Here is a 13,303-nt window from a genome sequence, read left to right as displayed (position 1 = left end):
CGCCTGACCGGCGCGGGACATCTGTGCTGGTAGACTGGCTGGTAGCGCCCCGCACCGTCTCACCTCGGGGCGCTCGATCATGACCGGCCACTCCGCGCCGTCGCACGGCATACCTGCCGGCGGGCGGGCGGATACGAAGGTGACCGACAAGGTCGCGCCCCCGCCGGGGATGCGCGCCGGGTGAGACTCCGCAACGTCTCGAAAGTTTCTCTGTGCCCCACAGCTTCGCCGACCTCGGCGTGCCCACCCTCCTGGTCGACACCCTGGCTCGTCAGGACATCACCGTCCCCACCCCCATCCAGGCCGCGACCCTGCCGGACTCCCTGGCCGGTCGCGACGTCCTCGGCCGGGGGCGTACCGGCTCGGGCAAGACCTTCGCCTTCCTGCTGCCGATCGTCACCCGCCTGCTCGGCGACCCGGGGGCCGCCCGCCGCCGCGGCCGTGCGCCCCGCGCCCTGGTCCTGGCGCCGACCCGTGAGCTGGCCCGCCAGATCGATGAGGCGCTCGCTGCGCTGGCCCGGGCCGCGGGCGTGACCTCGCTGACCATCTTCGGCGGCGTCAACCAGAACCCGCAGGTCCGCGCCCTCCAGGCCGGCGTCGACGTGCTCGTCGCCACCCCGGGCCGGCTCGAGGACCTCATCGGGCAGGGCCACATCGACCTGGGCCAGATCGAGGTCACCGTCCTGGACGAGGCCGACCACATGTCCGACCTGGGCTTCCTGCCGGCCGTCAAGCGGCTGCTGGACGCGACCCCGCGCGGCAGCCAGCGGATGCTCTTCTCCGCGACGCTGGACAAGGCGGTCGACGTGGTGGCCAAGCGCTACCTGCACCAGCCGGTCACCCACCACGCCGACTCCGCGCAGTCGCCCGTCGCCAAGATGGACCACCACGTCCTGCACATCGGCACCGACGACCGGCTCGGCGTGCTCACCGACCTGGGCTCAGCCCCCGGCCGCACCGTGGTCTTCACCCGCACCAAGCACGGCGCGAAGAAGCTGGCCAAGCAGCTCAACGCCGCCGGGGTCCGCGCCGTCGAGCTGCACGGCAACCTCGCGCAGAACGCCCGCGTGCGCAACCTCGACGCCTTCCAGTCCGGTGCGGCCACCACACTCGTCGCGACCGACATCGCCGCCCGAGGCATCCACGTCGACGACGTCGCCCTCGTGGTGCACGCCGACCCGCCCGTCGAGCACAAGGCCTACCTGCACCGCTCGGGCCGCACCGCCCGGGCCGGTGCCGCGGGCACCGTGGTCACGCTGATGACCGACGCGCAGGTCTCCGACGTGCGCTCCCTGACCCGGGCCGCGGGCATCAAGCCCACGGTCACCAGGGCCGGGACCGGTCACCCGGTCCTGAAGCAGCTCGCGCCGGGTGAGCGCGTGCTGGTGCCCGGCGGTATGCCGCAGCCTGCGACCGTCGGCGCCTCTGCCGGCTCCGGTCGGCCGGGCGGTGGCGGCCGGTCCGGCGGCCAGGGCCGGCGCTCGGGCGGTGGCCAGCACTCCGGTGGTGGTCAGCGGTCCAGCGGCGGTCAGCGCTCCGCCGGTGGTCGCCGTTCTGGTGGCCCGGACGCCCAGCGTGCCGGCGGCCAGGGCGGTCGCGGCACCGGTGGGCAGCGCTCAGCCGGTGGCCAGGGTGGCCGCCGCTCCGGCGGGTCGACCCGCAACGGACAGCGTTCCGGCGGCTCGGTCGTCGCCTTCTCCACCTCATCCTCCGGCCGCGGTCGCGGCTGACCCGACCCCCGTCGGGCCGCCGGCTGACCTGCCCTCGGGCGGCGTCAGCTGGCGGCTCGTCGGCCCTGGACGTCCGCCAGCGCGTCGGCCGCGCGGATCAGACTCAGGTGGCTGAACGCCTGGGGGAAGTTGCCGGCCAGTCGACCCGACTCGGGGTCGTACTCCTCCGAGAGCAGACCCAGGTCGCTGGCGTAGCTGACCAGCTGAGCCATCAGGGAGCGTGCGTCGTCCAGGCGCCCCGAGCAGGCATACTGCTCCACCAGCCAGAAGCAGCAGATGAGGAAGGGGTACTCCTCACCCTCCAACCCGTCCATGCCGGCCTCGGTGCGGTAACGGTGCACGAGCCCGTGCTCGTCCACCAGGTCCTGCTCGATCGCGGCGACGGTGCCGAGCATCCGCTCGTCGTCATAGTCGATGAAGCCGGTATGCGGCAGCTGCAGCAGTGAGGCGTCAACCTCCGCGCCGTCATAGGTCTGCAGGAAGGTGTTCCGGTCCTGGTCGAAGCCTTCGGCCAGGATCTCCTCACGCAACTGGTCCCGCAGCTGAGCCCAGTGTTCCGCGTCCCCCTCGAGGCCGTGCTCCCGCACCGCCCGCACCCCTTCGTTGAACGCGGCCCACATCATCGCCCGGCCGTGGGTGAAGTGGTGGACGTCGCCCCGCATCTCCCAGATGCCGTGGTCCTTGATCTTCAGGTTCGCCTCGCAGTAGGCCAGCAGCCCGCGCTGCAGACCCCAGCTGTACTCGTCGTCCTCCACGCCGTGGTCGCGCAGCTTGGCCAGGGCCAGCATCACCTCGCCGGGGACGTCGGCCTGGTACTGGTCGGCGGCGCCGTTGCCGATCCGCACCGGGCGGGAACCCTCGTAGCCGTCAAGGTGGTCCAGCTCCTTCTCGTCCAGCTCGCGCTCGCCGCCCAGGCCGTACATGATCCGCAGCCGGTCGATGTCCCCCGCGACCGCCCGCAGGAGCCAGTCCCGCCACAGCTGGGCGCCTCCGGTGAAGCCGTGGTCGATCAGGACCTCGATGGTCAGTGCCGCATCCCGCAGCCAGGTGTACCGGTAGTCCCAGTTGCGGCTCCCGCCGAACTCCTCGGGCAACGACGTGGTGGGCGCGGCCACGATGCCGCCGGTCTGCCCGTGGGTCAACGCCCGCAGCACGAGCAGGGAACGGCTCACCAGGTCGGCATAGTCCCCCTGGACCTCGATCCGGGAGGCCCAGTCGTGCCAGAACTTGCGCGCCCGCTCCAGCGCGTCGGACGCGGGCGGCGGATGCGGGAGCTCCTCCCAGGAGTGGAACCAGGTCAGGTCCCAGGCGAGCTGCTCCCCCGCCGAGAGAGCGAAGGTGCCGCCGAGCCGCGGAGCCAGGCCACCGCCGGGGGTGTCCGCGCCCTGGGACTCGCCCTCGGACCGACTGTCGACGGCCCCCTCGTGATCCACCTGCGGGTGCAGGCAGGGACCGGTGAGCAGCAGACCGTCCGGTCCTGCCAGGCAGGACAGGCGGGCTCGGCCATGCTCGTCGTTCTCCAGCCGGCGGAACCACGGGGTGGCCCGGGCGTAGCTGAACCGGATCCGCAGGTCGTGCTCGACCTCCACCTCCCCCTCGAGACACTCGACCATGCGCACCAGGTCGCTGTGGTCGTCGGCAGGGGGCAGGAAGTCCAGCACCCGTGCCCGGCCGGAGGGCCCTCGCCATACCGTCTCCAGGACGAAGGTGGACGGCTCGTAGCGTCGGCTCTCCACCTCACCGTCGACCACGGACATCTGCCAACGGCCGTCGTCGGGACCGCCCAGGATCGCCGAGAAGACGGCAGGGCTGTCGAAACGGGGCTGGCACAGCCAGTCGATGCTGCCCTCCCGGGACACCAGAGGTCCCGTGCGCAGGTCGGACAGCAGGGCGTAGTCCTCCAGGTGAGTACTCATGCTCTCCATCGTGTCAGCCGCCGTCCGCCGCGTCCGGTCTGCCCCGCCCGGTCTGCCCCGCAACGGAGGTCGTCGGGCACGCCGGGTAGCGTCCGCTGCATGCACCTGCCCGAGTTCCTGCAGACCGACCGCCCGTTCGTGCCGCTCAACCTGGGCGGCAACCCGTTCGGGTGGACCGCTGACCAGGACGCGTCCTTCGCCGTGCTCGACCGCTTCGTGGCAGGTGGGGGCAGCTTCATCGACACCGCCGACGGCTACTCCGCGTGGGTGGACGGGCACACCGGCGGGGAGTCCGAGCGCATCATCGGGGCGTGGCTGGCCGAGCGCGGCCTGCGCGACCGGGTGCAGATCGCGACGAAGGTCTCCCGGAAGCCGGACCGTCTGGGGCTCGCCCGCCAGACCGTCCACACGGCCGTCGAGGAGTCCCGCGAGCGGCTCGGCGTCGAGGTGATCGACCTGTGCTACGCGCACGCCGACGACGAGACTGTGCCGCTCGAGGACCAGGTGGAGACCTTCCACGCGCTGGTCGAGGCCGGGCACATCCGCGCGGTCGGGCTGTCCAACTACAGCGCCGACCGGCTGCGGGGGTGGGTCGCCGCAGCGCACCGGCTCGGGCTGACGCCCCCGGCCGCCTTTCAGCCGCGCTACACGCTGGTGTCCCGCTCCGCCTACGAGCAGGAGCTCGCCCCGGTCGTGGCCGAGCTGGGCCTGGCCGTCTTCTCCTACCCCGCGCTGGCGTCGGGCTTCCTCACCGGCAAGTACCGCTCCCCGGAGGACTTCGAGGGCGCGGCCCGCGGCTCCGCCGCCCGGAGGTATGCCGAGGCCGGCGGCCTGCAGGTCGTGGACGCCCTCGTGCAGGTGGGGCAGCGGTACGACGTCGAGCCCGCGGCGGTGGTCATCGCCTGGCTGCTGGCCCACGGGATGACCGCCCCCATCGCCTCGGCCTCGCGCCCGGAACAGCTCGACCCGCTGCTGACGGGCACCACGCTGACGCTGACCGCGCAGGACCTGACCGAGCTCGACGAGGCGTCCGAGGGGTTCTGAACCCGGCGCCTGCCGGTAGCCTTTGACCTGTCATGGTTGACAGGTCGCGGCGCCGCACCGGCGCGACGCCGGACGTCTCGCGCAGGACGTTCGCCGCCGCGCTCTTCAGTGCGGTCCTGGCGGGGTGCTCCGCACGATCCCGACCCGCGAGCCTGACCGACGCCCTCCCACCGTCGGGCACCGCAGGGGCTCCCCGGCTCCCGCCGGGGGCGGGACGACGCTCCCTGCGCCCGCAGGTCAGCCTTCCTGAGGAGTTCCTGACGCCGCAGCGGCTGCTCATCCAGGGAGCCCAGGTGTTCGACGGCATGGACCTGGTCGGGCCCACGGACGTCTACCTGGAGGGTGGACGGATCCGCGGCACGGGGGTCCTCAGTCCCTCCCCCGGCATCCCGGTGCTGGACGCCACCGGGCTCACGCTCCTGCCCGGCCTCGTCGACTCCCACGTCCACGCCCACCAGCCACGGGAGGGGGCCGCGCATCTGGAGCAGCCCGCCCTGGTCTTCGGGGTGACCACGGAGCTCGACGTGTACAGCCCCCCTGACCCCGAGCGCGCTGCCGAGCTGGCCCGCACCGGACTGCCGGACCGGTCCGACATCATCACCGCGGGACACCTCGCCACGGTGCCCGGTGGGCACCCCGTGATCGACCGCCCCGGGCAGCTGGCCCTCCCCCGGCTGGAGGGGGTGGACGAGGTGGACGCCTGGGTGCAGAGCCGGTGGGAGGAGGGCTCTGAGTTCCTCACGATCGTCATCGACAGCCGCTCCGCGCCCCGGACCCTGGAGCCCGAGACGGTCAATGCGCTGGTGGAGTCGGCCCGTCGCCGTGGTCTCCTGACCGTGGCGCACGTCGGGACGCTGGCGGACACCGGCGTGGCCGTGGCCGCGGGGGTGGACGGCCTGGCCCACCCGCCCGCGGTCGACGCCCTGCCCGAGGCGCTGCTCGACACCATGGTCCAGCAGAACGTCTTCATGGTGAGCACGCTGGGCCGGCACTTCCGCGCGTCCGACAAGCCGGTCCTCGAGGACCCGGTGGTCGAGGTGCTCAGCGCCACCGCCCGGGCACGGCTGGCCAGCTCCGAGATCGCCGACCAGGACGAGTCCGCCGGGCGTCGGCGACGGGCCGCTCTGCTCGCTGCCCAGGCCCACGGTGTGCCCGTCGTGCTCGGGACGGACCACCCCGGGCCCGGCACCGTGGGCGGGCTGGGGCTGGTCGTGGAGATGGAGCTGCTGGTCGCGGGCGGTATGGCGCCCGTCGAGGCACTGCGGGCGGCCACCGCGGTGCCCGGTCGGGTCTGGGGGCTGGCCGACCGGACCCGGATCCAGCCCGGACTGCTCGCCGATCTCGTCCTCGTCGAGGGTGACCCCACGCAGGACATCACCGCCATGCGGCGGGCCGTGCGGACCTTTCGGCTCGGTCATCCCACCGAGGGGCCGGCGGCCTGAACCGGTCAGAGCCGGACGTCAGAGCCGGACGTTGATCTGCTTGACCTGGGTGAAGCCCTCGAGCATGCCCTCCAGGGAGAACTCACGGCCCACCCCGGACTGCTTCATCCCGCCGTAGGACTGGCCGACCTGCTGGCCACCGCCCTGGTTGACCTGCACCCAGCCGGAGTCGATGCGGTGTGCGGTGCGCAGTGCGGCACCGAGGTCCTGGCAGAAGACGAAGGCGGCCAGACCGTAGTGGGAGTCGTTGGCCATCCGCACGACCTCGTCCTCATCGCTCCAGCGGATGACGGACAGGACGGGCCCGAAGATCTCCTCGCGCGCGATGCGCCAGCCGTTGTCGACCCCGGTCAGGATCATGGGGGCGTGGTAGAACCCCGGCTCCCCCTCGGTCAGGGAGTCCCGGCCGTCATAGGCCACCTCCGCACCCTGCTGAGCCAGCCCGTCCTCGATGTAGCCCTGCACCCGCTGCCACTGCTTGGCGTTGATGATGCAGCCGATGTCGGACTGCTCGTCCCGGGGGTCACCCACCCGCAGCTGTGCCACGCGCTGGACGAGCTTGTCCAGGAACTCGTCGTGGATCGACTCGTGCAGGAAGAGACGGGAGCCGGTCGTGCACGACTGCGACTGCCGGGCGAACCGTGTCGCCAGCAGGACCTGCTCGACGACCTCGTCGGTGCAGGAGTCGGGGTAGACGATGCACGGGGACTTGCCGCCCAGCTCCAGGGAATAGTGCGCGAGGCGGCCTCCGGCCTTGGCCCCCACCCCGGCGCCGATCGCGGTAGACCCGGTGAACGAGACCTTGTCGACGCCCGCGTGCGCGACGAGTGCCTCACCGATCTCCGCGCCGTACCCCGTCACCACGTTGAGCACGCCCGCAGGCAGCACGTCCGAGATGATCTCGGCCATCCGCAGCACCGACAGCGGCGCGTCCTCGGCCGCCTTGACGACCGCGGTGTTTCCGGCGACCAGGAGGGCCGGCAGCTTGAAGGCGACGATCATCAGCGGGGAGTTCCACGGCAGGATCGCCGCGACCACCCCCAGCGGCTGCCGGCGCGTGTACTGCAGCTGGTCCGTCGCGGTCGGCAGGGTCACGCCCTTGACCTCACCGGCCAGCCCGGCGAAGTAGCGGAACGCGTCGACCAGCATGGTCGACTCGGGCCGGGCCTGGGTGCGGATCGCGTTGCCGGTGTCGATCGCGGTGAGCTGGGCCAGCTCCTCGGCCGCCTCCTCGATGAGGTCGGCAGCTGTCAGCAACGTCCGCGCCCGCTCGGGGAACGACAGCTCGGACCACGCGGGGAAGGCCCGACGTGCGGCGTCGACCGCCCGGTCAGCGTCGGCCGCGCGGGCCCGCGGCACGGTGGCGATGACCTGGTTGCGGTCGATCGGGGTGATCACGTCGATCCGCTCCCCCGCGACGGCCTCCACCCACTCTCCGCCGATGAGCATCCCCCAGTCCCTGGGGTCCTGCACCACCGTGTCGTTCGCCGTGTCGTTCGCCGTGTCGTTCGCCGTGTCGTTCGCCGTGTCGTTCGCCGTGTCCACCATCGGTGCGTCCTCCCGTGTCGCGTGTCCGTCGTTGTGCCGAGCGTATGCCAGCGGCCGCCCACCCGGAACGCTGGCGCCTCGCCGGATCGCAGACCCCCCGCGCTGGCAGGCCTGTGGGCCCGGCCGGTGGGCCGGGCTGCGGAGCGGGGTGGTCACAGGTGCCAGCGGACGTGGCCGCCGACGACTTCGCCAGCGATGTCGTGCAGGTGGACGTGGGTGTGGTGCTGCTCGCACAGCAGGGCCATCTTGTCGACGTCGGTGCGCCCGCCGCGGGACCACCACTGCAGGTGGTGGGTGTCGCACCACTGCGGCAGCCGGGTGCAGCCGGGGAAGGTGCAGTGCTCGTCCCTCACGACCAGGGCCTTGAACTGGCCCGGCGTGGCGAACCGGGCCGTGTCACCCAGGGCGAGGGGTTCGTTGCCCGGCCCTACCCACACGGGCGTCATCTCCGCACTGCACGCCAACCGGCCCGCATTCGCCTCACCGACGAGCACTCCGCCGGGGGTGCGCGACACCGGAGGGCTTGCCCTTGTCGGGATCGAAAGGGATGACCAGCAGCACCGCAGCCCGGGCGGTCGAGGGCGGAGCTCCGGGGTTCGACAGGCCACGGTTGATGACCGTCAGCAGCGCATCGAACCGGCGCTGGGCACCGGTGCGCGGGTCAGGGACGTCCGCACCGGTCTCGTCGGTCGTGGGGGCCGGTGCCGCCAGTCGTGAGGTGATGATGCCGTCCAGGACCGCGGCCGCAGCGTCGGGAGCGTCGATGGTGAACCGCGTCAGCCCTTCCCCGAGCACGCGGCGGGTGACCGAGCGCAGCTCTTCCGCGGTCTTCTCCGTCTCGGGCGGGTTGTCCAGCAGAGCGCGGATCAGCTCCGCGCACGCCCGCGCCAGGTGCGCATCGGTCAGGTCAGGGTTGCTCGCGGCGTCGGCCATGATCTGGACGTAGCCCTCGTGGTGGTCGACGTCCACGCACCTGGCGATCCGCGACAGGGTGCGCGCGACCAGGGCGCACCGGTGCAAGGGCGCGCCGCCGGTGAGCGCCACGTGCTTGAGCGGGCCGCCGGAAGGCAGCGAGATGCACTTGATGATCTGATGCACGGACGTGGAGTCCTGCGGCGGCAGCCAAGGGCAGCGGACCCGCAGCCAGTCCACCAGCGACAGGCCCTGCTCGGTGTGCAGGCCGCGCTCGTGCGCCTACAGGGCCAGCAGCACCAGCCGCGCATCCGCCTGGCCCCGCAGCCCGCCCAGCGCCTCGATCCCGGTCACGACCCCGGCATCCAGCACCCGCACCGACTCGTGCTCGGTCAACCCTGCCTGGGCCAGGCCACGCGCCGCCGTCGCCAGCCCCTGCGCCAACACCTCACCGGGCGGGTCCACCCCGCCTGCAGTGTCGGTCCCGCCTGCAGTGTCGGTGTCAAGCAGGCCGGATGCGTCGTCGGGCGTGCCGGTGCCGTGCAGCTCGACGTCGGCGACCATCGCCCAGTAGGCCAGGTCCTCGTCGGTCACCGGCCGGGTCGGCATCACCATCGCTTCCTCAGCGACGGCGCCGAGCATCTCCTCCAGCTCCGCATCCCACGCGACAGGGTCGACTCCGACGGGGCGGCCTACCTCGTCCACGGCCCCACGCCGCACGGTCGCAGGCCCCACGTGCTGTGCACGGGGCCGCGGTCCGCACCCTCCCTGCAACGCCATACCTCACCCCACCACGCGCCACCGACAAACCCGCTGACCTGCACAGATGACTCCGGCCGTCGCTGCGCGCGGGCTCGAGGGGACCTCCCCTCCGGCCTTCCAGCCGTGCTCATCGGCTCACGGGATGACCGCCTCCACGCCACCCCGCTCCCACCGGCTGGGACGATCCCCGTCCGACCTGTCCATGACCACCACGGCTCGGCCCTGGATCTGCCCGGCGTCGAGCAGGTCGTAGGCGCGTGGTGCCTCCTCGAGCGAGAACCTGCGCGTCACCGTCCGCCGCACGTCGAAGGCGCCCTCGGCAGCAAGCCGCACCACCTCCGGCAGGTCGCGCCGGGTGCGGGCGCCGAAGCTGCCGGTGATCGACATACCGCGGCGCACCATGGGGGTGATCGGGATGGCGGCGGTGGCGGCGCCCGCGGCGATGCCGACGACGACGAGCTGCCCCCCTTCCCGCAGCAGGGAGAAACCCAGCTCGACCGTCTCCGGCCGCCCGAGAACCTCCAGGACCAGGTCGACACCCATCCCCCCGGTCGCGGCCAGGGCCGCCTCCTGGGCGTCGGTCGTGCGCGAGTTGATCACCACGTCGGCACCCAGGGCCTGCACCGCCGCGAGCTTGTCGTCGTCGACGTCCACGGCGATGATCGGCCCGGCACCCAGGTGGCGGGCCAGCTGAACAATGGCCGACCCCACCCCGCCGACGGCGACGACCGCGACGGACCTCCCCCGGATGTCCTCGTGCGCGCGGGCGAGGGCGCCGTACGCCGTGAAGGCCGCACAACCGAGCACCGCCGACTCCTCCAGGGGCAGCTCCTCCGGAAGGTGGGCCAGCGCCGTGACCGGGACGACCGCGAGCTCGGCGAGCCCTGCCATCGAGTACATCGACAGTCGCGACCCGTCCTGCCGGGTCAGCCGGGAGGTGCCGTCGAAGAGGTTGCCCTTGAGCCGGTTCTCGGCGAAGAAGGTTGCGCACATGTCGTCCCGGCCGGCCCGGCACTGGTCGCAGCGCCCGCAGGGCATGATGAACGCCCCCACGACGCGATCGCCCACCTCGAAGCCCTCGACCCCTTCCCCGAGAGCCTCGACGTGACCGGAGATCTCGTGGCCCAGGACGCCCGGGGCGGGGAACGCCACCTCGCCCTTGATCACGTGCAGGTCGGTGTGGCAGACACCGGACGCTGCCACCCGGACCAGGACCTCACCTGCCTGCGGTTGCGGCGTCGGGATCTCCTCGACGCTGAGCGCTTGACCCGGTCCGTCCCACACCACTGCTCGCATGCGCCACATCGTCGCACGCTGGACGGAGGACCGCCGTCAGACCCACATCGCGGCGTCCAGCCCGTCGCTGAAGCGCTCCGGCCGGCCCGGGATCCGCTCGGCCCGCCCGGCGACCACACGGACCGCCGTCCAGGCTGCCGCGGCGGCGTCCAGGACATCGTCGACGCCTCGGCGTCCCGCCGGCAGGTCGGCCGGCAGCCGGATGCCCTGCGCGGTGAGCAGGCCGATGCGCTCGCTGATGCCCTCGGGCGTCTTCTTGCGGGTATGCAGCGGCGCACCGGCCATCACCGCGAAGCTCAGCTCGGGGTGCGCCTCGACAACCGGGGGTCGGGCACGGCCGTGCGCTCCCAGGCCCGCCCCCTCCTGCGCTCCCCCCTGGTCCCCCTCGCCGACCTCCGTCCCCCTGACGTAGGCGTCCACGTCGAGGATCGCCGCCCGCAGGGCGTAGCTCTGCGCCGACAGGCTGCGCCCACCGGTCCGGGCCACGCTCACCTCCCGGGCCTGCGCATAGGTGTCGGCCGCGAGCGCCTCGCGGACCGGCGTGGGGAAGACCGAGCTGCCCCGGTGCCCCAACCGCTGACGCACGAGCACGTCGGCCTGGCGGACCCCGGTGTCCGGCAGCCCTATCGGGATGTCCACCGCCACCAGAGCCACGGACGCCTGGGACCTGGCCCGCTCCACCAGGGTCCCGAGGTCCGCCGCGCTGACCAGGCGCGCCTGGCCGACGCCGGTGACCGGCAGCACGACCCCCACCCAGGTCCCCGCCTGCCGGTCCGCCCCCAGGACGACGGCGTCCCGGCCGTCGAGCGACCGTGCATCCTCGGCCCCGCTGCCCAGCAGGCGCACCACCTCCGCCACCGCCTCGGCGGGCGTGGTGGCGTGGACCGGCTCGCGCACCTCGTCCCCCGCGCCCGGCACCTCGTCGAAGAGGCGCAGACCGTCCACGAGCACCACGGGCACCCCTGTGCGTGCCGCCAGCGCGATCTCGCTGACCGTGCCCCAGCTGCTCCCGACCGCGATGATGGCGTTGCAGCTGCGCACCAGCAAGGCGTTGCGCATCTCGCCCAGGCCGGTCGGGACCGTCAGGCTGAGGTGCGGGTTGGCGTCTGCGCGGTCCGTGCCCGGCAGCAGCCCCAGGCTCAGGCCCCCGGCCTGCGCGCACCCCGCCGCGGCACCCGCCATCACCCCGCCCAGGCCGCCGGTGACGACGACCAGGCCGTGCCCGGCCAGCAGCCGCCCCACCTCGACGGCCTGCTCGACCTGCTCCGGCGTGGCCGCACCGGGACCGACCACACCCACATACCCCTGGGCTCGCACGCTGCTCAGTATGGGGCAGGGCTCACATCGGCGCGTCCGGCGGTCGGGTGGTGTACCGCGGCTCCCCCCGGCCACCGCCGTAGCCGAACGGCTGGGCCGGCGGCCGGGTCTCGAGGTCAGCCCGGAAGCCCCGCCGGGCCGCCATGATCAGCAGGGCGGAGACGACGAAGCTGGCCGAGGCGACGTACCAGGCGACCGAGAAGCCGAGCAGCGAGACCACCAGGCCGAGCGACGCCGGCCCCGTGGCACCGCCGAGGAAGGCCCCGGCCTGGATGACCGAGGAGGCCTGGGTGGGCGCGTCCCGGCCGAGCCGCGCGACGGCGTAGAGGATCAGGCCGGGCCAGGACCAGCCCACCGCGAAGGCGAGGAGGCCGAAGACGATCACGGCCCACGTCTGCGGCACGGCGCCGAGGAGCGCCAGGCAGACCGCCCCGCCCAGGATCATCCCCGCCACGACCGGCAGGTTGGCCCCGTGGCGACGGTCGGCCCGGTGCCCGGTGGCGATCCGCATCAGGACCGAGCTGGCCGAGCCGACGGCGAGGAGCACACCCGCCTCCTCGACCGTGAGACCGACCTCGTGCGCCCAGCTGGCCAGGTAGGAGCCCAGGAAGTTCGCCGGCGCGCTGGCGAAGGCCACCGCCGCGCCACAGAGCAGCAGGGGACCCCGCGGCGCGCGGTCCGGCTGGAGCGCGCCGACCGGACGCACCGTGGTGCCGACCCGGCGCGCCGGCCGGGTCGCCCCGACCAGCGCCACCGCCAGCCCGACGACGGCGATGATGATGAACGTGCTGCGCCAGCCGAGGAGCACGGTCGTGGTGGGCACGGCCAGGCCGCCGAACATGATCGCGACCGGCACCGCGCTCTGCTTGATCCCGAAGCCGAGCCCGCGCCGGTGGACCGGCAGCGCGGTGGCGACCGCAGCGTTCGCGGTGGTCTGGCAGGCCGCGTTGCCCATGCCCAGCACGGCCATCGCGAGCACGAGCGCCCACCAGCCCTGGACGACCGTGGCGACCAGCAGGCCACCCACCGCGACGAGCCCTCCGGCCACGACCAGCCCCACGCGGCGGCCCAGCCGGGTGAACACGCCGACACCGAGGATGGTGGACAGCGCCGCGACTCCGAAGAAGACGCTCACCGCCACCCCGAGCCGGGCCGGCCCGAAACCCAGGTCTCGCTGCATGAGCACCGCCTGGGCGCCGAGCAGGAACGGGGAGATGGAGCCGAGCACGGTCAGCCCGCTGGCCCCCAGCATCGTGCGCGCGGTGTCGCGGCGCGGCATACCCCTCCCCTTGCTCGTCCGACCCCGCCCCGAGGCGGATGCCCGCAGGTTACGGCA

Annotated in this window: 11 protein-coding genes; 3 read left to right on the top strand and 8 right to left on the bottom strand. The window is 73.2% G+C overall.

The window, feature by feature from the left end:
• Positions 1-212: 212 nt before the first annotated feature.
• The gene (locus ESZ52_RS06885) at positions 213-1,730 is read left to right on the top strand and encodes a DEAD/DEAH box helicase (RefSeq protein ID WP_131104277.1); all 1,518 of its coding nucleotides are present in this window, start codon (positions 213-215) and stop codon (positions 1,728-1,730) included.
• 44 nt (positions 1,731-1,774) lie between these two features.
• On the opposite strand, the gene ESZ52_RS06880 is transcribed toward ESZ52_RS06885, so the two are convergent.
• Positions 1,775-3,646, bottom strand: coding sequence for a glycoside hydrolase family 15 protein (locus ESZ52_RS06880; protein WP_131104276.1), 1,872 nt, complete (start codon positions 3,644-3,646; stop codon positions 1,775-1,777).
• 99 nt (positions 3,647-3,745) lie between these two features.
• Between ESZ52_RS06880 and ESZ52_RS06875 the strand changes: the two genes are divergently transcribed.
• Together ESZ52_RS06875 and ESZ52_RS06870 are read left to right on the top strand one after the other, a co-directional pair.
• Complete coding sequence (locus ESZ52_RS06875; protein ID WP_131104275.1) at positions 3,746-4,690, top strand: aldo/keto reductase; 945 nt, start codon at positions 3,746-3,748, stop codon at positions 4,688-4,690.
• A 32-nt stretch (positions 4,691-4,722) separates the two neighbouring features.
• Positions 4,723-6,132: an amidohydrolase family protein gene (locus ESZ52_RS06870; RefSeq protein ID WP_131104274.1), complete on the top strand. Its 1,410-nt coding sequence runs from the start codon at positions 4,723-4,725 to the stop codon at positions 6,130-6,132.
• An 18-nt stretch (positions 6,133-6,150) separates the two neighbouring features.
• On the opposite strand, the gene ESZ52_RS06865 is transcribed toward ESZ52_RS06870, so the two are convergent.
• The 7 genes from ESZ52_RS06865 to ESZ52_RS06835 all read right to left on the bottom strand — a co-directional run bounded on the left by ESZ52_RS06865 (position 6,151) and on the right by ESZ52_RS06835 (position 13,246).
• Positions 6,151-7,581 carry an aldehyde dehydrogenase family protein gene (locus tag ESZ52_RS06865; protein WP_238154520.1) on the bottom strand — a complete coding sequence of 477 codons (1,431 nt, stop codon included), beginning with the start codon at positions 7,579-7,581 and terminating at the stop codon, positions 6,151-6,153.
• 251 nt (positions 7,582-7,832) lie between these two features.
• Positions 7,833-8,126, bottom strand: coding sequence for an HNH endonuclease signature motif containing protein (locus ESZ52_RS06860; RefSeq protein WP_238154502.1), 294 nt, complete (start codon positions 8,124-8,126; stop codon positions 7,833-7,835).
• Between the two features lie 34 nt (positions 8,127-8,160).
• The gene (locus tag ESZ52_RS06855; RefSeq protein WP_181009956.1) at positions 8,161-8,778 is read right to left on the bottom strand and encodes a DUF222 domain-containing protein; all 618 of its coding nucleotides are present in this window, start codon (positions 8,776-8,778) and stop codon (positions 8,161-8,163) included.
• A gap of 96 nt (positions 8,779-8,874) precedes the next feature.
• Complete coding sequence (locus ESZ52_RS06850; protein ID WP_131104270.1) at positions 8,875-9,297, bottom strand: hypothetical protein; 423 nt, start codon at positions 9,295-9,297, stop codon at positions 8,875-8,877.
• 192 nt (positions 9,298-9,489) lie between these two features.
• Positions 9,490-10,650, bottom strand: coding sequence for a zinc-binding dehydrogenase (locus ESZ52_RS06845; protein ID WP_131104269.1), 1,161 nt, complete (start codon positions 10,648-10,650; stop codon positions 9,490-9,492).
• Between the two features lie 36 nt (positions 10,651-10,686).
• The gene (locus ESZ52_RS19215) at positions 10,687-11,967 is read right to left on the bottom strand and encodes a DUF429 domain-containing protein (RefSeq protein ID WP_132974527.1); all 1,281 of its coding nucleotides are present in this window, start codon (positions 11,965-11,967) and stop codon (positions 10,687-10,689) included.
• Positions 11,968-11,989: 22 nt separating this feature from the next.
• Positions 11,990-13,246, bottom strand: a complete 1,257-nt coding sequence (locus ESZ52_RS06835; protein WP_131104268.1) for an MFS transporter — start codon at positions 13,244-13,246, stop codon at positions 11,990-11,992.
• Between the last annotated feature and the right edge of the window lie 57 nt (positions 13,247-13,303).

The organism is Ornithinimicrobium sufpigmenti (genome assembly GCF_004322775.1).
In the GTDB taxonomy this organism is placed as follows: Bacteria; Actinomycetota; Actinomycetes; order Actinomycetales; family Dermatophilaceae; genus Ornithinicoccus; species Ornithinicoccus sufpigmenti.
The sequence above is the reverse complement of the archived record's forward strand: the minus strand, read 5'-3'. Positions and strand labels throughout refer to the sequence as shown.

What these genes read in the sequence shown, in the direction of transcription:
- ESZ52_RS06860 (WP_238154502.1), bottom strand. Translation starts at nt 8,126, where the DNA reads ATGACGCCCGTGTGGGTAGGGCCGGGCAACGAACCCCTCGCCCTGGGT.
- ESZ52_RS06875 (WP_131104275.1), top strand. Translation starts at nt 3,746, where the DNA reads ATGCACCTGCCCGAGTTCCTGCAGACCGACCGCCCGTTCGTGCCGCTC.
- ESZ52_RS06835 (WP_131104268.1), bottom strand. Translation starts at nt 13,246, where the DNA reads ATGCCGCGCCGCGACACCGCGCGCACGATGCTGGGGGCCAGCGGGCTG.
- ESZ52_RS06865 (WP_238154520.1), bottom strand. Translation starts at nt 7,581, where the DNA reads ATGCTCATCGGCGGAGAGTGGGTGGAGGCCGTCGCGGGGGAGCGGATC.
- ESZ52_RS06845 (WP_131104269.1), bottom strand. Translation starts at nt 10,650, where the DNA reads ATGCGAGCAGTGGTGTGGGACGGACCGGGTCAAGCGCTCAGCGTCGAG.
- ESZ52_RS06870 (WP_131104274.1), top strand. Translation starts at nt 4,723, where the DNA reads ATGGTTGACAGGTCGCGGCGCCGCACCGGCGCGACGCCGGACGTCTCG.
- ESZ52_RS06880 (WP_131104276.1), bottom strand. Translation starts at nt 3,646, where the DNA reads ATGAGTACTCACCTGGAGGACTACGCCCTGCTGTCCGACCTGCGCACG.